The sequence below is a fragment of the Lientehia hominis genome (assembly GCF_021044755.1).
Classification (GTDB): Bacteria; Bacillota; Clostridia; order Lachnospirales; family Lachnospiraceae; genus Lientehia; species Lientehia hominis.
Map to the genome: position 1 here is coordinate 23402 of NZ_JAJNOR010000009.1, position 20939 is coordinate 44340.

Sequence of the window (20939 nt, forward strand, 5' to 3'; positions counted from 1 at the left end):
AAATGAAAAAGCTCTTTTGCCGTTCCTGTTATTTTTTCCGCAGATACTGTATATCTGCATAGGTAATGTCCAAATGTCTCTTCATCTCTGCCACAGCCTGTTCTGCATCCCGTTTCTTAAAACAGGAAAGAATTGCTTCGTGAAGGGCTGCCGCATTGCCATATACTTCATTGTCCGCAAAAGATTCTCCCCGGTAAGAGCGCAGACGTTCTGTCAACTGTTTATTAATCGCGATCAGAAGTGGATTTTTTGTATAAGATATGATCTTCGTATGAAAAAGCTCGTCCAGCATGATCAGTTTTGCCATATCATGGGTCTCATTAGCCGCGGTAAAGGATTTCTGAATTTCTGCCAGTTCTTTTATCTGTTCTGCAGACACGCGTTCTACAGCCAAGCGGACGCCTAATGTCTCAACTGCATAACGTACCTCCTTAAAATCTGAAAGTTCCGCGTTATCCGCCTCATACCATTGTTTATCTCTGCCGCCGTCTTCCTTTTTCTCCGCTGCAAATGCACCGAGACCAGGCTTGATCACCACATATCCCAGTGCCTGCAGTACGCGAAAAGCCTCCCTTACGCTTGTCCGGCTCACTCCCATCATCTGGCACAGGCTGGCCTCCGCAGGGAGCTTTTGTCCGGGTTCGTATTCACCGGATTCAATTAATTCTTTCACGTTCTCTACAACAGCATCTGTAATGGAGATCCTTTGTATCTCTTTCATCCCTGTACATCCTCTCGAAAATTTGGCAATATCTTCCAATATTATAGCTTATATATTGACTATAGTCAATCAATCACTCATATTCTATCATCAAATGAAGGAGTGTGCAGACCATGATTGTATATACACCATTTTGGCAAACCCTGGAGGCCTCCACCGAATCCACCTATTCTCTGATCAACAAACATGGAATATCTTCCAATACCCTCAGCCGCATGAGAAAAGGTCTGCCGCTTTCTACCGTGACCATCAATGACTTCTGCAGAATATTCAACTGCTCTGTCGGCGATATCGTCGAATACATACCCAACGATGACGATCAGCTTCTCTGACCGCGGCAATGGACGCTTTCTCCTTTAAAGCTTAACAGCCGTTTTTTCCTTCTTCTCCTCTTTCAGGCGGCTGCGGAGTCCTTTGAAAAAATCCTTAAGAAGCTTCGAGCACTCCTCCTCCATAACCCCTCTGACCACCTTGACCTGATGATTGAACTCCGGCATCTCCAGCAGGTTCAAGATGGAACCGGCACAGCCAGCCTTGGGGTTCATGCACCCTATGACCACTTCGCTCATCCGCGCCTGTACCAGCGCCCCCGAGCACATTTGACAAGGCTCCAGTGTCACATACATCGTACATCCCTCCAGTCTCCAGTCCCCCAGCTTTTTGCTGGCTCTTTTGATGGCCTGAAGTTCTGCGTGCGCCAATGTATTTTTATCGGCAGTTCTCCTGTTATACCCTCGCGCGATGATCTTGTCCTCCTTGACTATCACACATCCGATGGGGACCTCGCCTATGGAAAACGCTTTTTTTGCCTGCTTAATGGCCTCCTTCATATAGTGTTCCTGGTCAGCCATGATTCATACTCCTTTCTGTCTAAATTTCGCCGCCGGTCCGGGGTTGTGATCTTCGCGGAAATCAGCTACAATGGCAGTTGGAACACTTTTACAAAACGATCAGGAGGCACGACTATGATCATTTCCGGTTTCCAAAAGACCACCCTGCTGGATTATCCCGGCCATCTGGCCGCTACGATATTTTTTAACGGCTGCAGTTTCCGCTGCCCCTTCTGCCACAACAGTGAGCTTCTTACATCCGATACAGCACCCCAGGCGATGACAGACTCTGAAGTCCTGTCCGTCTTAAAAAAGCGCGCCGGCATTCTGGAAGGAGTCTGCGTAACCGGCGGCGAGCCCACCCTGCAGCCGGAATTGCCTGAATTTCTGTTATCTGTCAAAGACATGGGACTCTTGGTGAAGTTGGACACCAACGGATACCAGCCGGATGTTATGATTTCCCTCTGTGAACAAGGACTGGTCGACTACATCGCCATGGACATCAAATCCTGTCCGTCTCGTTATCCCATTGTATCCGGCTTTCCCCATCTTGATTTTTCCCGCATTCAGAAAAGCGTCTCTTATCTGATGCAGGGCCGTCTTCCTTACGAATTCCGCACCACCGTAGTCCAAGAGCTTCACTCCCAAAAAGACTTTGAGGAGATCGGCCGGTGGCTGCAAGGCTGCTCTGCATATTATCTGCAGAATTATCAAGATTCGGAACACGTGCTGTGTCCTGGATTCCACAGCTTCTCCAAAGAGGAGCTTCTTGATTTTATCTCTGTGATAAAACCTCTGATTCCAAATGTGAACCTCCGGGGCGTTGACTGAACCGCCGCGGAAAACCGTATCAGGATTTCCAGAAGATTCCATATCCTCTGCCTGATTGATTATCCAGGATCGTCTGCATATCGTCATATGTAATGTCAGTGCTGATTCCGGGATTATTGACTATCACCCGTCCGTCCTCTGTCATTCCTGCTAAAGTCACATAATGATAGACTGTGGCATAACGGCCTCCTTCCCCTTCCGGTTTCATAGACATCACGATTTTGGCTCCGGATTCCAGCGACTGGCGTATTTTATCCGCGGACAGTGACGCTGTCCCCGCTTCAACCCGAAGTCCATAGTCAACGCCTGCCGCCATACACATCTTTCCGCCGTATGAGCCCTGCTCGATATTCCGGTATCCATCTTTATCATATCTGGCCGCAACCTCCGCCGGAGTGATGCGCTCATCTTTAAAATACGACAATACCATGGCAATCGCCGTTGGACAGCAGGCGTCGCTGGCTATGGTCCCTCCTCCAAAAGCCTGGCTTCCCCACTCGGCGGACCCCTGCTTGTAAAAAGGTACCGGTGAATCCAAAAGGCTCTCTACCTGCCGCTTTAAAATAGTATCATTAAATTCCTTCTCACTCATTTTCATAAGTTCTTCACATTCTGCCCGCTTTTCTTCCGTCCATCCATCCCATTCTGACGGTATCGGAAATGTAAAAGAATCCGTATCATAAATCTCATCCCTCGGCTTGTTTTCCAAAATCACCACTACCTTATACTGAGAATCCAAAGCTGCCTCCGTCCCCTCAAATACGCTTGAAAGGCTTATGCCTCCGGCCCCCAGCCAATCCGCGGCTGCCCCCGCCGATGGAAGGAGAGATTCTACGGCGGATTTCTGAAATTGGATTCCGGCGATTCGGTACGAGTGGGTCTCATTCCATAGGTTATCCGCATACCACTGGCAGAGAATCCGATTATAAAATGTATAATTCCGGCAGACAGCCGTCATGGCCAGCACTTGTCTGGATGTATCCTGAAATCCCTTTCCATACACAAAATACTGCTTCTCCCTAGGCACCCCGGAGTTTTCCAGTATCTGGGCCTGTTCCTCTTTCCAAGTCTCCTCCTTGTTCTGGATAAACGCATAAAGCGTTTCCAGATCCGCCGTCCCGCGGATTCCTGAAGCCTCGTCTTCCCCTGCCGCATCGTCTATTTCCTGTGGACCTACGAGCATTTCCTGATAAGGCGCAATCTGCAGACCGTGTATTTCCGTTTCTGGGCTTTCTCCATCCCCGCCGTCTGCATCCTCAATCCTATCCACATTGGAAGTCTGCTCCTGCGACGAAGCAAAAACACGCCTGCCGGAAAATAAAAGCACACAGATAAGTACTGTCGATATCAATATAACTGGCATATCCGCCGTTTTCCTGGTTTTCTGCATCTATACTCCTTCCAGAGAATTCCTTCTATCCTAAAACAAAGAGTCCGGCCTGCCGGACTCTTTTCTATTTCACATTTTTATAAATCTGCTGAGCCTCTGTAATGCTGGAAGCCAATCCCTGATTCAAAATGTCTATCAGCTTATCCAGCTTATCCTGGTGCATAAACTCCTGACCGATATACGGACCATACTCGTCCGTGAATTCAATGGTCTTCTGCTGGACGCTGCTGCTCATTTCCTTATTAGCCGCGTTCACCTGCTGAAGCTGTCTGGCCATTGTCTCCAATTTTTCCCTGTTGTTTTCAAGAATCTCCTGTTCCAGCTCCTGTTTTGTATCATTCTCAAAGATGCCCAGGGCTTCCTGCTTCCGTTTCGCTATATCCGCCAGCTCGTTTTCAATTCCTGAAATTTCCCTGTCATACTTGCCCAGGTTGTAGACCGAATCGTTTTTATCTTTTTCAATCGCTTTGACAATGACTCGTATCTTCCGTTTATTAGCATCAATCATATCGCGGTTTTTCCGCGCGTCCTTCATGATCTCCAGATGATTGACCTTTGTCCTGTTGTTCAATGCAATATATGTGCCGCAGAGCACAACGATGACAACGATATAGATTACGATCAAAAGCCACGGCTGATGGCCGGGAACCGCCCAGTAAATACCGCAGGGCAGCACCAGAAAACCGATTACAAAAGTCAAAAGCAAAATCAAAACTTCCGAAAATCCCTTGGTAAAATACAAGGAGTAATAAAATTTGGTATTACAAAAAGACGGGATTCTGTTCTGGTGGAAGGTAGTCGCGTTCTGGAGCTTCAGCTGCCTGTTTTCTTCCCGAAGCTGCGCCGTCTCATTATCGATACGTGCCTTTACCCCCTGATCCTTCGCCCTCTCTCTGTTTCCTCTTGCTTTTTTTAACTTGTCCTGTGTCTTGCTGATCTCTCTGTCATAACTTAAGGTGATTTCCTCTTTCCGCTTACTGACGGTAGATTCAATCTCTTCTTCAACCGCTTTTTTTTCTGTGGCCAGGGAGCGTGTTAACCGTTTTTCTTCCGACTGCAGACGGCTGCTCTTCGCTTTCTCCGCCTCCAGTTCAGCAAGCGCTGCTTTCGCTTCCTGAAGAAAGCCCACATTATCCTGTATTTCCCGTGCCATGGTTATCCTCCTATGTATGACTTGCTTCCATGTTTTAGTTTACACTACTTTATCCCCTCCCGCAAGTATTTTTATATGGCAAAAGGCCCGGTAGTGGTTGCCCGTGCCTAAAATCGATGGTATACTGGACTGGAAGTGGTGAACCATCTGCACATTATTAAGGAGGGCTTCCTATGTTCCGCCTCTGGGGAAAAGAATTCCAAAATAATCATCTGATAAAGGATATCGTCATTTGCAGCGGTGACACGGAATTAAACCGGACCCGCAAAGTATTCAAAAGTCTGGAGGAGATCTGCATGGCCTTTGATCTAAGCGTCCCAATCTGGCTGGACGCCACGGTGGAAGAATTCCGAATTCATTCAAAATGCCGTTTCACACAGGACTGTTTCATTGAACACATTAACTTCGATTTTTTGGAGATTCAAGTAATTGAAGAAGATTAAGCAAGACAACCCTTTCCGGCTGCGGCCGGCCTATCAAAACTGCCCCGGAGCCTTTTTCATCTCAAAGGCCGGGGCAGTTTCTAATTCATCTATCTATACTCCATTACGCATCAAACGCTTATGATTTTCCACATATCAGAGCCGCTGTCCGCAGACGGCCACCTGTTTGCCGCCTTACCGGTCCCGCGAATCATAGTCTGGCAAGAAGGGTCTCCCTCTGTTCCTCATAGCCCGGCTTTCCAAGAAGAGCAAACATATTTTTCTTGTAGCTCTCGACCCCTGGCTGATTAAAAGGATTTACGCCCAGTATGTATCCGCTGACGCCGCAGGCGAACTCATAAAAATAGAACAACTCGCCAAGGCAGAATTCATCCTGCTTCGGCACACAAATTTTCATATTCGGCACCTGGCCGTCCGTATGTGCAAGCATCGTGCCATTCATGGCATTTTTGTTTACAAAATCCATAGACTTCCCTGCCAAGTAGTTAAGTCCATCCAAATCTTCCGCCTCTGCTTCGATCAGGATCTCTCCGCACGGTTCTTCTACCGAAATCACGGTCTCCATAAGATTTCTGGAACCGTCTTGAATAAACTGGCCCATAGAGTGAAGATCCGCTGTCAGGTCCACAGCCGCCGGGAAAATTCCCCGCTGGTCCTTGCCCTCGCTCTCTCCATAAAGCTGCTTCCACCACTCCGCTAAATAATGGAGACTGGGTTCATAATTCGCTGTAATCTCAATCCCCTTTCCTTTTCTCAGAAGGATGTTCCGAACTGCCGCATATTGAAGAGCGTCATTCGTCTCAAAGCCGTTCTCCAAAGCACGTTTCCTTCCTGACGCTGCGCCTGCCATCAATTTTTCAATATCTGCTCCGCTAACCGCGATGGGAAGCAGGCCTACTGCTGTCAGGACGGAAAAACGTCCGCCCACATCATCCGGAACCACAAAGGTCTCATAGCCTTCTTTATCCGCCAGAGTCTTAAGTGCACCCCGGGCTTTATCCGTGGTTGCATAAATCCTCTTTCCGGCTTCTTCCACGCCGTACTTATCAGTCAGCAGCTTCTTTAAAATACGGAAGGCGATTGCCGGTTCCGTAGTCGTTCCCGATTTTGAAATCACATTTATGGAGAAATCTTTTCCATTCAGCAGGTGAATCAGATCCTTCATATACGAGGTGCTGATGTTATTCCCCACAAAATAAATCTCCGGAGTTTTCCTGTCCTCCTTTGACATGCAGTTATAAAAATTATTTCTCAGGAACTCTATGGCCGCCCTCGCCCCAAGGTAAGAACCGCCAATACCGATGACAAGGAGTACGTCGGAATCCGATTGAATCTTCGCCGCTGCTTTTTGAATTCTTGTGAATTCTTCTTTATCATAATCTACCGGCAGGTCAATCCATCCCAAAAAGTCGTTCCCAGCCCCTGTCCTGGACACCAGCACTTCCTTCGCATCCAGTGCCAGCTTTTTCATATTGACGATTTCTTCTTCAGAAATAAAGGAAGCTGTCTTACTGTAATCAAACGTTACCTGCATATTTTTTCTCCTTTTTGTATTGTCCTCACGTCCTGAGGTATTTGTGATAATTATACAAAATTCACGGTCTTTCCGCAAGGTCCGAACGGATTTTTATGCTATTCATACAAATATTCCTGGATAATATCCTCAATCAGGTGCTCTTCCTCATCCGTAAGCTTCCTCGCGTGGCCGCCGCCATGGCGGCCTGATGCAATCCGCTCCAAACGCTTTTTCAGAAATGCCGCATCCTGTTCTCTTCCTGCAGCTTCTTCGCTTTTTCTCAGCAGATCAGCTGCCTGTCCATCTAAAACACTTGGATTTTCACTATATGACGCATCGCCTGAAACGGCCGCTTCCATCACTCCTCCCGGCCCTCCGGATGCCCCTGCTCCTTCCATGGCCGGCGTTAGCTCCGCCGGCTTGCCCGATTCCAGACGTTTGACCAGCGTGTTCTCAAAATAATCACGAATACAGAGCAAAAGCTGAGAATATTTTCCGGGAGTATTGCACAGCGTTTCCCATAATATCATGGCACCGCCCAATGCGAACCCGGAAAATACATATAATACCACAGTCCTGGTCACTCCCGCGTACCAATAGGTCATAAAGGACGCCACCATGCCTCCCAGGCAGAGAAAAGCGGCCGCCAGACGGTTTAAACGCTCCAGCCGGTTCAGACGTATTCCTAAAAATTTATACTGTCCAATATTTCTTTCCACATAGACAGGGATATTATTGACTCCGCTGCTTGACCGATATGTATTTTCAAATTTTACTTTCCATTGTTTCAAATACTTATCCTTGGCTGTTCCCATGTTCTCCGACTGCTTTATCAGCTTTCGGTATCTTCCGTTTACCAGGAATTTACTGAGTACGCCTAAAATGCTGAATGCCAGCATAATATAAAGCACCTTTCCTGTTTCTAAAAACTGTAGCAACATAGTGATTCCCCTTTCTTTTCCGGACTCTGTCCGAATTGTTCAAACTTGCTCCGGTGTATCCGCGCGCAACCTCCGGAGATTACACACATTGTATACCACAAAAAGTTTGGATGAGAAGGAAAATCGTTCGTTTTTTTCCGACAGGAATTTCCATGAGGATTCTTAACTATTTACTCAAACCAGTTCAAGACGGCCCACCATATCCTTAACAAGAGCTACCGTATGAGAAATTGCTTTTGCTTCAAACGCGGGGTAATCCATGGATGCGCTGTCATCCGCTTTATCGGAAATTGCCCTCACGATCAAAAAGGGAATCCCATTCAGATAAGAGGCTTGTCCGATGGCCGCGCCTTCCATTTCTGTACAAAGGCCGCCAAAAGTCTTTATAAGCCACTCCTTTTTTTCCTTGTCCGCCACAAACTGATCTCCGCTCAGTACACGCCCTTTAAAGGTCTTGATGTCCGGGTTCACCCTCCGGCAGCTTTCCTCCGCACAGTCTGCCAGACGCCTGTCCGCCTGAAAAGAAAGTGAATCCATTCTGGGTATCTGGCCCGCCGGATATCCAAAAGCCGCTGCATCCACATCATGCTGCAGTACATCCGTGGACAAAACTATATCCCCGATATTGATCTGTGCGTTCAGAGAACCTGCTATTCCGGTATTGATAACAGCATTAACTGAATAAAAATCTGCCAGGACCTGCGTACAGATTCCGGCATTTACTTTCCCGATCCCGCTCCGCACAACTACAATATCTTTTCCGCTGAGTCTGCCCCTGCAGAACTCCATGGAGGCCTTTGTTTCCACCGAGACTTCTTCCATCGCTGACTTCAGCTGATTGACTTCTTCCTCCATTGCACCGATAATACCAATCATATGGCCATTCCTCCTATTGCCTGTTCTGGTTTCATTATACCTTCCGCCGGAAACCGTGGCAACGAAAAACCTGATACAATTTTCTTATTTTGTGCTATACTTGCGTAAAAGGAGGTAATATGATCATGACAACTTATAAAACCCGCGGCGTATGCAGCCGTGAAATCCGATTTGAGATTGAGGGAAACACGATCAAAACTGTCCAGTTCATCGGAGGCTGTGCCGGAAATACCCAGGGTGTAGCCCGGCTGATAGCCGGTATGGATGTGGATGAAGCCATACAGAAAATCGACGGCATTGACTGCGGCGGACGCGGAACTTCATGTCCAGACCAGCTGGCTAAGGCTTTGAAAGAATATAAAGCAACTCATTAACGTTCAGGAGCAGTTCATCATGAAAAAAATCATCTTAACCGGCGGAGGAACCGCCGGACATGTTACACCTAACCTGGCTCTGATTCCTACCTTAAAGGAACAGGGTTACGAAATACGGTATATCGGTTCTTATAACGGCATCGAAAAAGAACTGATTGAAAAGGCCGGAATCCCCTATGACGGTATCTCCTCCGGAAAGCTGCGCCGTTATTTCAGCTTCAAGAACTTTTCGGACCCATTCCGCATATTAAAGGGATATTTTCAGGCAAAAAAAATACTGAAACGTGAAAAACCCAACGTTATTTTTTCCAAAGGCGGTTTTGTGGCAGTGCCGGTGGTATTAGCCGCAAAAGGGCAGCATATCCCCGTCATCATCCATGAATCCGACATGACCCCGGGGCTGGCAAACAAGCTGTGTATACCGTCCGCCAGGAAGGTATGCTGCAACTTCCCTGAAACGCTCAAATACTTGCCCGAAGAAAAGGCTGTCCTCACCGGCTCCCCTATCCGGAAGGAGCTTTTAAATGGTTCTCCTCTTTCCGGCCTCAAGTTTACCGGACTATCTTCCAAAAGACCGGTGATACTGGTGATCGGCGGAAGCCTGGGATCCGTAAAAGTCAATACGGCTGTCCGGAATATCCTCCCGGAACTTTTAAAGAACTATCAGGTCATCCACCTATGCGGAAAAGGAAACCTGGATAAATCTCTGAACTCTCTGGATGGCTATGTGCAATACGAATATATCAGTTCTCAGCTGAAAGATCTATTTGCTTTATCTGACCTTATGATTTCACGTGCAGGCGCCAACGCTATCTGCGAGATTCTGGCGCTCCGAAAGCCGAATATCTTAATACCGCTGTCGGCAGCTGCCAGCCGCGGAGATCAGCTGCTGAACGCAGAATCCTTCCGGAAACAAGGCTTCAGTGAGGTTCTTCTGGAAGAGGATTTAACGGATGACGCGCTGAAGGCGCTGATAGAAAAAGTATATGCCAATAGACAGGATTACATAAACGCGATGAATACCAGCAAAACGGCTGATGCCATCGGCAGCATCACGACAATGATGAATGAAATATGTCTCAAATGATACCCGCAGCCGATGTGCTGCTTGCTGTAAGGCGGGCCGAATGCCCGCCTTTTTAATTTCTGTTCTCACAATTCCTTTTTAATACACTCCGCCAGTTGGGCCAGCTCTTCCTGAGAAGGGCTCTGAGGTTCCCAGCTGACCATCCGGGGGCCGCCTTCATAGCGGGGTATAATGTGAAGATGAAAATGGAATACAGTCTGGCCGGCGGCCTGTCCATTATTCTGAACTAAATTAAAGCCCGCGCAGTTCAGGCTTTTCTTCATGGCAGTCCCAATCTTCGCGGCCAGTGCCATCACCTTGGAAGATGTCTCCTGATCCAGCGCACAGACATCCCCAAAATGATTTTTCGGCAGAATCAGCGCATGTCCTTTAGAAGCCGGTCCCAAATCCAGTATCACGCGGAACAGATTGTCCTCATACAGAGTCGCCGCGGGAATCTCTCCATTAGCTATCTTGCAAAAAACACAATTTTCGTCTTTCATTGACATCACTCCTATTTTCTTTATATCTGGTAATTTCCTATATATATAGTTTACAATCACCAGTTTTTTTTAGCAAGATGTTTCTATTGTCTTGTCTTTTTTTGTCGAACGAATTTGTTTGCCTAATTTTTCGGGTAATGTTACTCTCAAACTGATAACATGGTTTATACTGGAAAAATTCCGTTTAATTACCAAATTAGGACGTGTGACTATGAATGATGAAAAAGAAGACTTATATCGGCCTCCAGCCGGTAGCATGGAACAGCTGATCAGAGAAAACAATAATCTGAAGGCCGAAAATCGTCAGCTGAATCAAAAATTAATAGAGTTAGAGGAAGATACACAGGCATCTCTCTCCGCTATTTCCCACGAATTACGAAATTCGCTTACCCTGTTGGTTGGTTCCGTACAGCTCATGGAGCAAGATTATCCCAATGTCGCCTCAACACGGTATTGGAGCAGTATACATTCCGACCTGTCCCATATGCAGGCGTTTCTACAAGATCTATCATCGTTTAAATCCCTTAAAGCACTTGTACCTCACTGCCGGCTATGTGATCTGACCGCCTTTTTGCGAGATGTCTACCATAATTGCCAGACATGGTTTGACGGAATCCATAGGCGGTTGATTTTATCATGTCCGAAAACCCACTCCATCCTATATGCCGATACGGCCAAACTATACCAGGCCATCACCAATCTCATCAAAAACGGTCTAGAGGCTTTGGGGCACGAAGGAACTGTTTCTCTTTGTCTGCGTGAGGCCACCGAAGATGAGACCCTGCTCCTCGGCACAGAAACAACCGTCATTGAAATCAAGGATACCGGCGTGGGGCTTTCCGCAAAACAGCAGGAAGTTATTTTCCAGCCTTTTTTTACCGACAAAGCCAATGGGACTGGCCTCGGTCTCCCCATAGCCCGAAATATTGTGGAGTCCCATGGCGGCAAGCTTTGTATAAGCTCATGTCCCGGTAAAGGGTCTGTCTTTACAATCCTTCTGCCACGCCTTCCAAATGCTGTTAAATAACAGGCCGCAGAGCGTTCCTGCCAGAAATCCGGCTATATGTGCCACCGTGTTGATTCCCGCGTTATTGTAGCCGCTGTAAATGATCAGAAAGATCATGATCAGCATACGGCTCCTGCTGAAGCCGGGAACTGACCCCCGGTTCCGGAAGATCAGGCAGAACAAGGTCCCGACCAGACCGAAGACCGCTCCGGACGCACCGGCTGACACGACTGTCTTCCCCAGCATGCAATACCAAAGAATCGTAGCGGCATTTCCGGCCAGACCGCTGACAAAATAAGAAAACAGAAACCGGACTCTACCCAGCCTTTCTTCCAGCATCGCCCCGATGATTACCATGATCAGCAGATTTCCGCCAATATGCTGGATGTCAAAATGCATGAACATAGATGTAAACAACTGGCTCCAGCCTCCGATATAAGTTCCCTCCACCACAAGCAGCGCTCCCTTGTCCACTATCCCGGACGTCGTTCCCAATGCCCCGCTCAGCAGAAGATAAATAAAATAAATGACATTGACTGCAGCTATCGCGATCGTGGCATATGGAAGCCGCCTCTGTCTGGACATGTCTGTACAATTCATGGTTCTCCCTCTTTTCCTGAGGTCACATTAACATGATTTCTCTTTTCTGTCAAACTCCATGAATTCATACGTAAGCCCCGCGATCCAGATATGATCGCCATGACGTATCCGCTTTTCTTCATTCGGTAAAAGCGGACTGCCATTCAACTTCGTTCCGTTTGTAGAATTCAGATCCATTATCCAGTACATTCCGTCTTTCTTCTCCAGCCTGAGATGCAGCCGGCTGACACCATGAAATCCAGGATTATAATGAACCCAGTTCTCCTGTGTCCCTATCAGAAATGGAAAATGTGTCAGCGGAACTGCCTCCTGGCTTTCCTGACAGAAGAGGGTCGGTGACAGCATTGTATCTTCCTCCACATACAATACCTCTGTTGGGCGTTCTTCCGTAAAGCTTTGTATCTGCTCTCCTCCGTTTCTGATTAAAAGTCTCCCGTTATCCGGTTCCTGTTCATCCCACATAGTTTCCAACCCATCCGGAGGCCGGCGAAAAATCTTTTGTAAAATACTTCTGATACCCGTATGGTATCTTATTTTATCTTTCTTTTCTCCTGACAGCATATCATCAATCTGCTCTTCCCCTTCCGCTTCTCCTCCTCTCTTTGTATCCTCCCGCCAGCCGTTTCCTTCTCTGCCCGCGGTTTTTTCCACCTGATGTCTAATCTTGTTCTCATTCAGACAAGCTGACAGTGTTTCTGGTTCTGCCTCTCCCGAAGCGCACAAACGATATAACCGGAAAACCAGCCCTGCTGACTCTGCGTCCTCTTCGTCTGCCTTTTCCAGCAAATATTGAGACAGCCGTTTCATGTGTTCTCTATATCCTCCTTCCTGTCCCGGACAAATAAAGAAAAAATACAGTGGCCCTTCCAGCCGCACATAAATATATTCTGGTTCTAAAACAAGGTCGTCCCGGTCAAGCAGGAATTGTTCCAGCCTTAAGATCACATCTGTCAGCTGCTGCAGAAATTCTTTTATTTCATCTCCTGTCATATATCGTATCTCCATCATTCTGGAGACAGGCTGCATTCCAGTAATATCGTACCCGTAATACATCTTATTATCTTCCCATTGTATACTCAGCTGTGCCAAACCGGAAATCCTATTTCTCCGGACCATCTCTATTTGAGAATCCCAATACTCTCGTTTCCCACCTCCGCAGGATACAGATGCAGCTCCTGCCTGTTTCGGTTTCACCTGAAACATAATATAATTATGGCCCTGTTCCCTTTTGTAAAACGCTTCCACTCATCCGCACCTCTTTTAAAATCCAAAGTCTCTGATCATCTGTTCCCCATATATCAATCCGGCTTCTTCCCATTTCTCGAGATAAGGCTCTCTGAGAAAGAAAAGGGATTGAATGAGCCGTGACAAAAACCGGGGGGTTCCGCCGCATTTTACCGTGACCGTCGACTTTCCTTTACTGATTCGGATTGGAATATCCGGAGACGACAGGGCCGCCAGATACTCTGTCTTCTTCCAACCGTTTCCTGTCTTTTGAAATGCCTCCCGTTCCGCCACTTCATGTATTCCAGCGCATATAGCAACCTTATCACGGAGAATAAAACTATAGGATACCACCAGGAGTATCAGCGCAAATCCCAGCGGGAGCAAGAACGCCGCCTCCACCGTATATCCCCCTTTTATCTTCCCGTTGATCAGCCATTTACCACCATTCATTTCCTTACCCCGTCCTTAGAAAAACAGCATTTGACATATGTACCCTCCCAACATGAATGGCGCAAATGGCAGCGTGTGATCCTTTTTCCTTTTGATCATCACAAAGAAAAAAGCTGCCGGGAACATAAGAAGCAGTCCGCCTTCCAAAAGCAGTATACTTTCTTTCCACCCATATGCTGCCCCCGCTGCCGCTATCATCCATCCGTCCCCCATACCGATCTGGCCTGGAAGCAGCCAAGCAGTCAAGCTCAGAAGAACTCCCGGAATCACATTCAGCAAAGTCCTCCATCCGAGCCCCTCCCGCGTCATCCAGATCCCTGTACCCAGAACTATTCCCGCAGCCAGCAGCAGGATTGGTATTTTCCGATAACGGCAGTCCCAATAGGTACACGCTCCCAAAAAGATAACAAGAAACATGGTTCTGTCCGCCTCCATTCTTCATATATTTTTGCTGTTTTCTAACTTGGAGGTATTTGCCCCGCACCGGCTGCAAGGTCCTTTTCCTCCCACCTGCGACAGCGGAACCTTCATGATCCAGCGGTTCAGTCCACTGCAGTTTCTTGTCCTGTGATATCGGTTTCCGGTATCCGTGATATACACCGTCCCCGTCATCAAAGCGTCTTTCATACATCTTTCACACGGGCGGTATTTACTTCCCTCCTCATTTCTGAGGCCGCTCACAGAGTTTCCGGCCACCGATCTGATCGAGAGTTTCAAGTATGTACACTCCCGTTTCCTGTGATAGACTGTTCCATTCTGTGTAATATAAACGTATTCCTCCGTCTCATCATATTCTGTACTATCCTGTACCACAGACGACTGACCAGTCCAGCATCTTCTCCGGCATCTCTGCGCATAAGTCCCTTTCAGCGGGCCAAACAGCAAAAGCTCCGGTCCCGCCTGATAATAAACAGAAACATTCAGAAAGTCCTCTTCTGACGGCAAAGCGCCTTCAGCATTGTAAACCACCTTCAGGCTTCCTGGACTGATTCTCAGACCTTTTGTCGTCTTTGTAACTTCCTTTTCTATCTGGCCCCAAAAGCTTCCCTTTTCCAGAAAAGAACTCGTTTGACTGATTGCTTCTGCTCTCACCGTCTCCTCCATAGCAAACTGCAGCTCTATCTGAAACTCCATCAGGTGAAAAAAGTAAAACAGCAGACATATGGTCAGCAAAAAAAGACTCATCGCAAAAGACGCTTCCACCGTCAGACTTCCCATAAAGCTTTTTTGTGAGGCGGAGGCAGATGCCCTCTTCCGCAGACATTTGTTTAATTCTATATTCTGTTTTCTTGGTTTTTGACTTGGCTTACATTGTACTTGGAGAGGTTTTTGGAGCTCCGCTCTCAGGGGCAAATTATTGGGAGCGAAAGCTAGAGTTTGAAAATGAGAGTTCCTGATTACTTGTTGGATGATATGCCTTAAGGAAAAGGGCACCTGTCTCCACCTCCTTTCGCGGCAGATTTCTGTTTCCTGCTTTATTTCAATTTATTTTTCCCCGGCAGACCGCGGGTTTTGATATCCGTATGCCGCCAGTTTCCGGAATCTGTATTTTCCGGCCGAAGCACCGTCTCTTTTCATAAACGGAATCTGAGAAAACCTGGCCTCTGCCTGAAATGTAGTCTCAACCGATACATGATAAACGCAGTTTTCCATAAAAAATCCGGGATCCTTCTGTCTGAAATTCGCTTCCATCAAATCCATGGCGCGAAAACCCTGTCTTTCTGTTTCCCCCAGCAGGAACAAAATCTGAAGATATCTCTCATAGATCCAAAAATCCTGCTGCCCTCCGGTTCTCTCCTCTTGTGTACGGTTCTGGATTGTCTTTCCTTCTGCTTTCAGGCTTTCCTCTGCGCCGGTCAAAGACAGGTTCCAGTCCGAGCTGCTCTTTAGAAGCGGGACCTCATCGCCTTTTATCAGCCTCCTTACATCATTAACCGCTTCTGCCAAGGCCCATGCCGCGAGCAGAAGTTTCGCGGTCAGCCGGATCAGCGGATAGATTCCGGTAAAGCCGACCAACGCTGCAGCCAGGGCCTCAGCCTCCAGGCTCTTTTCTTTATCCTGTAAAAGATACATGAAGTTCATCCCCGACCTCAGTCCTATCAGTTTTTCCACTGCCGCCGTGAGGTTCTCTTTGTCATTATTATATTTACCAATGATATATTCCATTTCGTAAGACAACACCGTGTCTTCCTCTGTTTTTCTAAAGGTCCCGAAATGCTCCGTCATATACAAAGCCGCTGTTCCCTTCTTAATCGCCGTTTCCATGGCACCGTCCGGAGACTGCCCTTTGGAACTGCCAAGCCCCGAAGGATAGGTGCCTTCTTTTAAATACGCCTCTGAAACCGTCCCTGTATCATCCAGGACAAGTGCAAGGACTCCCTGGTCCTTCCAATCCTTCACCGCCTTTAAAAGGGAGCTTTCCTCTCTTTTTTCGTCCTGTCCTTTTTCATAAGGCAGATCTTTCATGGATTCCTTTCCTTGTTTCACCGCTTCTGAAAACGCATCTGTAATCTCTCCGTTTTCCCAAGGCTTGATATTCAAAAGCCCGCCGGCCTGTTTTTCTAGCAGCTCTTTCAGAGAATCCGCGGCCTTTCTTCTGCTCCCTTCCTCTTCCGTGTACTCTGACAGATTCCTGATTCCCTCTTCCATAATCTCATACGCTGTCTCGCTGACCTTTTCCTGTTCTTCCAGCAGCCGGGCCTCCTCCAGCTCTACGCCCTTTTTCAGCTGTTCTGTAAATGTCATAATCTTTTCATATTCTCGACCGGATATTCTCAAAGCTTCTGCCGCACAAGATGCGGCTTTATCTGTCATTTCACTTCCCATGGTTTCCGGCCATTCCTTAAGTTCCATGGCCTTATATAAAGAATCATACTGTTCTTTCAATTTTCTTCCCTGCTCGTCCATGAGAGCAAAGCTCTCTTCAATTTCTGTGACGGCCGTTCCATATTCAGACAGCTGTTCCATGTAAGAAGAAACCGTTTCTGCTTCCTCTGCCAATTTATCTTTTCCAGTCAATGAAGATATCATCTTTTCAGCACCATGCTTTTTCATGTCCTCGCCGATTTCCTCAAAAAAGGGGGCTCCGCCGTCATCCATCACTGTTACGATCTCCACGGCCTGCGATCCCTCAGAGCGGAATCCATACAGATCCGTTCTGCTTTTTACAGCGCCATTTCCCGTTTCTTCATAGTAGGAAAGATAGTCTTCCATCGCAGGAATAAGACCGGGACTATCCGCCACAAAAAACATATGATACTTTTCCCATAAGGGCCGGTAATATCCGGCAAAGACAGATTCCAGGGCTGACTCCTGCGCCTGAGCGGTGAAATAAGAAAGGGCAGAATACCGGGCCGACTCCAGTGATGTACAGACTATGGCGGTCAAGACTGTCAGGATAAGGGCAAAAAACACGGTCAGACTTCCTTGATACCCTCTGTTCTCCCATTTTCTTATCCGTTTTTTAGTATACATTTTCCGCCTTATCATTCACCTCAGAAAAAATACTTTTCACCAATGAAGTCAATTGTTTTTTAAAAATTAATACCAGAGAAATCAGCACCACCAAGATCAATATGATCTCTACCACTCCGATCGCTGTTTCTTCATTCCAAAAATCCCTCGGTTCCGGGTCATATTCCGCTTGTCGGATTCTCTTCATACTGCCAGCTCCTTTCTCTTCCCGCTCCATTTAAAAAGATAAAAATGCAGGAACCATGATCACGGTCAATACCACAAACAACATCATGAACATCGGAAGCATCATCTTTGTTTCCGCTTCCTCTCCCAGCCTTCTGGCCACGTTTTTTCTGTTCTCAAAGGCCTCCTCCGCTTCTTTCTTTAATCTTACCGCCAATCCGGTCGTACCCTGACGCAGATTTTGCTCCAGTAAAGCTCCAAACTTCAAGTAAGAATGCAGGCCGCACCTCCTTCCAAACTCTTCATAGGCGGCGCTTTCATAAACCCCGTTTTTCATCTGGTTCCAGGTAATCCTCATTTCCTCGTACGCATAGCGGGACTTCTGTCCTTTATCCTTTTTTCCTTCGTACTCCCTTACCATCCTTTCCCAAACATTTCTTGTCGTCATACCCGCCTGCACCAGTACCGTAAATTTGGAAACCAGTTCTGGATAATCTAAAAGCATTTCTCTTTCCCTGGCACGAAGCTTCTCTTTCTGCCTCTGTTTTTTTCCCGCGATCAAAAGTATCACAGCTGCCACGGGAAAAAACATAACGACATAATTCTGTTCTCTGCCTTCCTGTGAGTACCATTCAAGTGTTTCTCCCCCATACGCAATGGGAAGTTCCACATTCTCGTCACTTCTGGCCGACTTCATCATCTGCCTGATCTCTGCTTTCAGTCCTTCCAGAAACCTTTCCTCCTCCGTCTTCTCCATTGGATACACCATCAGAAAAACATCATATTCACTGACCAGTTCCCCGTATGAGAGGGCCAGCCGGTACTTTCCCTCTTCTCCCGTTTCTGCTATTTCGTCCTGCGTCTTCACGATCTGCCCCCAGTCATCCAAAAGCTCCCGCGTCTCTGAAGTCCAGTCTGCCTTGATCAGACCATTCAGCGCCTTTTCCGGTAATGTCAAAGCAGTTTTCACCTGTTCCAAAGAGTCATTCTCTCCCAGCATGGTTTCGCATATCTCCTCATAAGCTTCTTTAAACTTCCCTTCCATCTCTTGTTCCGTGCAGACCTTTTCTTCCACCGTGATCTCCACCGGCAAGCGCACCCCCTTTCCTCCCTGTACCTCCATCTGGTAAACTGCCGGCCCCTTTCCTGCTTCTGGCCTTGTGAGATCATATACCGGCTCCGGCGGCTGTTTTATCAAAGCCGCCCCCAAATACAAGAGAAATCCAGCAATTATGAGAAGCCCAATCTGTGATATCTGCCTGCCGTCCTGCTCCCTGAGACATCTTTCAGGGTCGGAAGCCGGATACAGCTGACGGCATCTTCGGATACGTTCCGCCGGAACTGCCGGTTTTCCACGGCTTTTTCTAAGTAAACGGTATTTGTCCACAATAAAGAGGCCTATCTTCCTCACTCTCTGACTCCTTTCTCTTTATTTCTGAGGATTTTTGCAGATGATTAGACTTTGATATCGGAAATCCTGTCAGCCAGCAGCCAGGCGGCCAGATAAAGGACGAAGCATCCTGTCATGATCAATTTCCCAAACCCTGTATCATACAGGATAGAAAAAAACCCGGGAGAAGTTACGTCCATATAAATGAGCAGCAGAACAGGTACGGCTTTCATCACCCTCTGCTCATACTGCCTGCCTCTCAGCATTGTATAAATCTCCTCACGCACCTCCATTCTCCCGCTTATGGTCTGGACCGCCTCCTGGATGATCTTCTCCAGTTTTCCTCCTGTCCGCCTGGCAGAAGTAAATACCTCCGCAAAGTTTTGAATATCCTGGATCCCGCATCGAGACGCCATCTCCTCCACTGCCTGTTCCAAAGGCACATTCATTTCCGTTCGCACAATCACCCTTTCAAACTCTTTCGTCATTCTTTCTTCTTTTCCATACAGCAAAGAAAGCTCTGATACCGCGTCCCGAAACGCATTTTCTGCGGAATGGCCGGCTCTCAATGAAGCGGACAAAGCCAAAATGCCGTCTCGGAACTGACTGCTCCGTTTCTGTTCCCTTTTTTCTTTATCGCGCTTTTCCATCCGGTCTGCCAAATAAAAAGCCAGGGGCATCATGAGTAAAAAAGCAACCCTGCTTCTGTAGAACAGATAGGAGAAAATACCGGTCAGTCCAAAGCCCTTTACACAATTCAAGATTCCGGGAAATTTCCATTTTGGCCTTTTAATCTTTTTTCCCGGTTTTCCACATAGTTCACTGCCGGTGGAAACCAGCTCCCCTTCTGGACGTCTGCGTTCATAAAGGACGTTGAGACGATATTCTCCTTTGCTCTGTTCATATCCATTCACCTCCAAAATAGTCTCCACTTCCCGGCTCCCGTCACGTCTGCGCATTAGATGGACCATGATATCGATGGCAGAAGCAATCTGTTCCCGTATGGCAGCAAGCGGCAGATCACCTCCCATCATAGCCATGGTCTCCAGCCTGGCCATCATATCCCTGGCAGAACGCCCATGACCTGTGGAAAGCGATCCGTCATGTCCGGTGTTCATAGCCTGGAGCATGTCCAGGCAGGCCCCATCCCGAACCTCCCCCACGATAATGCGGCTTGGCCGCATTCTCAAAGCCGTCTTTATCAGATCCCGTATGGTGATTTCCTTCTCCCCTTCTCCGCTGGCTCTTCTGGCCTCCAGCCGGACCATGTTTTTCACATTTTGAATCTGCAGTTCCGCCGAATCCTCTATGGTGATTATCCGCTCATCGCTGGGAATCCAAGCGGACAAGGCGTTTAAAAGCGTAGTTTTTCCGCTTCCCGTACCTCCTGAGACAAATATATTCTTTCTGTCCCGGACACTGTCTTTTAAAAAGTCTGCCGCCTCCTGTGTCATCGTCCCGACCGACACCAGATGGTCCAAAGAGAAGCATTTCTTTCCAAATTTCCGAATCGTCACCGCCGGACCGTTCAAGGCGGCGGACCGCAGTACGACATTGACCCGGGATCCGTCCTCCAGTCGGGCATCCACAACGGGATTGGCTTCATTGACAGTCCGATTGACCCGGGATACAATCTGCTGTATGACATCCTCCAGCTTTTCCTGGGAAGAAAACTTTTTATCACTTTCCACTAACACTCCCTGCCGTTCCAGAAAGATGCTGTCTGCTCCGTTCACCATGATCTCTGTAACACTTTCGTCCTCCAGAAACTCCTGAAGTACGTCCAGACGTCTCAGACTGTTAAATAAGTGAACACGCAGGGGAATCCTTTGATCCAGCGGAATCTTATTCCTTCTGCTCTCTGCGACGATTTCCTCATCGATGAACTCCAAAAGACGGCTGTCTTCCACCTGTCCCTCTCGTTCCAGGCGGTCCAGCAGACGTTTACGCAGCTGCTGCTCTGTCTGTGATTCACTCTTCATC

Annotated in this window: 23 protein-coding genes; 6 read left to right on the forward strand and 17 right to left on the reverse strand. The window is 47.6% G+C overall.

What is annotated here, in order from left to right; all coding sequences use genetic code 11:
- Positions 1-28: 28 nt before the first annotated feature.
- A complete protein-coding gene (locus LQE92_RS12735) occupies positions 29-721 on the reverse strand; it encodes a FadR/GntR family transcriptional regulator (RefSeq protein WP_231063334.1) in 693 nt (230 codons plus the stop codon).
- A 113-nt stretch (positions 722-834) separates the two neighbouring features.
- Between LQE92_RS12735 and LQE92_RS12740 the strand changes: the two genes are divergently transcribed.
- The gene (locus LQE92_RS12740; protein WP_147597726.1) at positions 835-1053 is read left to right on the forward strand and encodes a helix-turn-helix domain-containing protein; all 219 of its coding nucleotides are present in this window, start codon (positions 835-837) and stop codon (positions 1051-1053) included.
- 24 nt (positions 1054-1077) lie between these two features.
- On the opposite strand, the gene tadA is transcribed toward LQE92_RS12740, so the two are convergent.
- On the reverse strand, positions 1078-1572 hold the full coding sequence (tadA, locus tag LQE92_RS12745; protein WP_231063335.1) for a tRNA adenosine(34) deaminase TadA: 495 nt from the start codon (positions 1570-1572) through the stop codon (positions 1078-1080).
- Between the two features lie 114 nt (positions 1573-1686).
- Here tadA and LQE92_RS12750 point away from each other — a divergent pair, with 114 nt between their 5' ends.
- Entirely contained in the window at positions 1687-2382 is a 696-nt protein-coding gene (locus LQE92_RS12750; protein WP_231063336.1) for an anaerobic ribonucleoside-triphosphate reductase activating protein, read from the forward strand.
- 19 nt (positions 2383-2401) lie between these two features.
- Here the strand turns inward: LQE92_RS12750 and LQE92_RS12755 are convergent, their stop codons facing one another.
- Positions 2402-3772 (reverse strand): C39 family peptidase, encoded by a 1371-nt coding sequence (locus LQE92_RS12755; RefSeq protein ID WP_231063337.1) that lies wholly within the window; start codon positions 3770-3772, stop codon positions 2402-2404.
- 64 nt (positions 3773-3836) lie between these two features.
- Positions 3837-4925, reverse strand: coding sequence for a hypothetical protein (locus LQE92_RS12760; RefSeq protein WP_231063338.1), 1089 nt, complete (start codon positions 4923-4925; stop codon positions 3837-3839).
- A 173-nt stretch (positions 4926-5098) separates the two neighbouring features.
- Between LQE92_RS12760 and LQE92_RS12765 the strand changes: the two genes are divergently transcribed.
- On the forward strand, positions 5099-5368 hold the full coding sequence (locus LQE92_RS12765) for a hypothetical protein (protein ID WP_231063339.1): 270 nt from the start codon (positions 5099-5101) through the stop codon (positions 5366-5368).
- A gap of 190 nt (positions 5369-5558) precedes the next feature.
- Here LQE92_RS12765 and LQE92_RS12770 read toward each other — a convergent pair whose 3' ends face one another.
- From LQE92_RS12770 to LQE92_RS12780, 3 genes are all read right to left on the reverse strand, one after another.
- Positions 5559-6902 (reverse strand): glucose-6-phosphate isomerase, encoded by a 1344-nt coding sequence (locus tag LQE92_RS12770; protein ID WP_231063340.1) that lies wholly within the window; start codon positions 6900-6902, stop codon positions 5559-5561.
- 98 nt (positions 6903-7000) lie between these two features.
- On the reverse strand, positions 7001-7825 hold the full coding sequence (locus LQE92_RS12775; RefSeq protein WP_231063341.1) for a hypothetical protein: 825 nt from the start codon (positions 7823-7825) through the stop codon (positions 7001-7003).
- Positions 7826-7999: 174 nt separating this feature from the next.
- Entirely contained in the window at positions 8000-8701 is a 702-nt protein-coding gene (locus LQE92_RS12780; RefSeq protein WP_231063342.1) for a 5'-methylthioadenosine/adenosylhomocysteine nucleosidase, read from the reverse strand.
- Positions 8702-8826: 125 nt separating this feature from the next.
- On the opposite strand from LQE92_RS12780, the gene LQE92_RS12785 reads away from it, so the two are divergent.
- Together LQE92_RS12785 and LQE92_RS12790 are read left to right on the forward strand one after the other, a co-directional pair.
- Positions 8827-9075, forward strand: a complete 249-nt coding sequence (locus LQE92_RS12785; protein ID WP_231063343.1) for a TIGR03905 family TSCPD domain-containing protein — start codon at positions 8827-8829, stop codon at positions 9073-9075.
- Between the two features lie 19 nt (positions 9076-9094).
- Entirely contained in the window at positions 9095-10162 is a 1068-nt protein-coding gene (locus tag LQE92_RS12790) for an undecaprenyldiphospho-muramoylpentapeptide beta-N-acetylglucosaminyltransferase (RefSeq protein ID WP_231063344.1), read from the forward strand.
- A 65-nt stretch (positions 10163-10227) separates the two neighbouring features.
- Here the strand turns inward: LQE92_RS12790 and LQE92_RS12795 are convergent, their stop codons facing one another.
- Positions 10228-10644: an HIT family protein gene (locus tag LQE92_RS12795; protein ID WP_231063345.1), complete on the reverse strand. Its 417-nt coding sequence runs from the start codon at positions 10642-10644 to the stop codon at positions 10228-10230.
- Positions 10645-10855: 211 nt separating this feature from the next.
- On the opposite strand from LQE92_RS12795, the gene LQE92_RS12800 reads away from it, so the two are divergent.
- The gene (locus tag LQE92_RS12800) at positions 10856-11671 is read left to right on the forward strand and encodes a sensor histidine kinase (protein ID WP_231063346.1); all 816 of its coding nucleotides are present in this window, start codon (positions 10856-10858) and stop codon (positions 11669-11671) included.
- On the opposite strand, the gene LQE92_RS12805 is transcribed toward LQE92_RS12800, so the two are convergent.
- From LQE92_RS12805 to LQE92_RS14745, 9 genes are all read right to left on the reverse strand, one after another.
- Positions 11606-12250 carry a rhomboid family intramembrane serine protease gene (locus tag LQE92_RS12805; RefSeq protein ID WP_231063347.1) on the reverse strand — a complete coding sequence of 215 codons (645 nt, stop codon included), beginning with the start codon at positions 12248-12250 and terminating at the stop codon, positions 11606-11608. The two genes, LQE92_RS12800 and LQE92_RS12805, sit on opposite strands and share 66 nt — an antisense overlap.
- Before the next feature lie 27 nt (positions 12251-12277).
- Positions 12278-13495: a DUF6382 domain-containing protein gene (locus LQE92_RS14570; RefSeq protein WP_231063348.1), complete on the reverse strand. Its 1218-nt coding sequence runs from the start codon at positions 13493-13495 to the stop codon at positions 12278-12280.
- A gap of 15 nt (positions 13496-13510) precedes the next feature.
- Positions 13511-13927, reverse strand: coding sequence for a hypothetical protein (locus LQE92_RS12815; protein WP_231063349.1), 417 nt, complete (start codon positions 13925-13927; stop codon positions 13511-13513).
- Between the two features lie 15 nt (positions 13928-13942).
- Positions 13943-14344 (reverse strand): prepilin peptidase, encoded by a 402-nt coding sequence (locus LQE92_RS12820; RefSeq protein ID WP_231063350.1) that lies wholly within the window; start codon positions 14342-14344, stop codon positions 13943-13945.
- Positions 14345-14365: 21 nt separating this feature from the next.
- Positions 14366-15130 (reverse strand): hypothetical protein, encoded by a 765-nt coding sequence (locus LQE92_RS12825; protein ID WP_231063351.1) that lies wholly within the window; start codon positions 15128-15130, stop codon positions 14366-14368.
- 282 nt (positions 15131-15412) lie between these two features.
- On the reverse strand, positions 15413-17401 hold the full coding sequence (locus tag LQE92_RS12830) for a DUF5702 domain-containing protein (RefSeq protein WP_231063352.1): 1989 nt from the start codon (positions 17399-17401) through the stop codon (positions 15413-15415).
- A complete protein-coding gene (locus tag LQE92_RS12835) occupies positions 17391-17588 on the reverse strand; it encodes a Flp1 family type IVb pilin (RefSeq protein ID WP_147597745.1) in 198 nt (65 codons plus the stop codon). Before LQE92_RS12835 ends, LQE92_RS12830 begins: the two co-directional genes overlap by 11 nt.
- A gap of 30 nt (positions 17589-17618) precedes the next feature.
- Positions 17619-18977 carry a type II secretion system F family protein gene (locus LQE92_RS14575; protein WP_231063353.1) on the reverse strand — a complete coding sequence of 453 codons (1359 nt, stop codon included), beginning with the start codon at positions 18975-18977 and terminating at the stop codon, positions 17619-17621.
- Between the two features lie 44 nt (positions 18978-19021).
- Positions 19022-20938, reverse strand: a complete 1917-nt coding sequence (locus LQE92_RS14745; RefSeq protein ID WP_331001300.1) for an ATPase, T2SS/T4P/T4SS family — start codon at positions 20936-20938, stop codon at positions 19022-19024.
- Position 20939 lies beyond the last annotated feature (1 nt).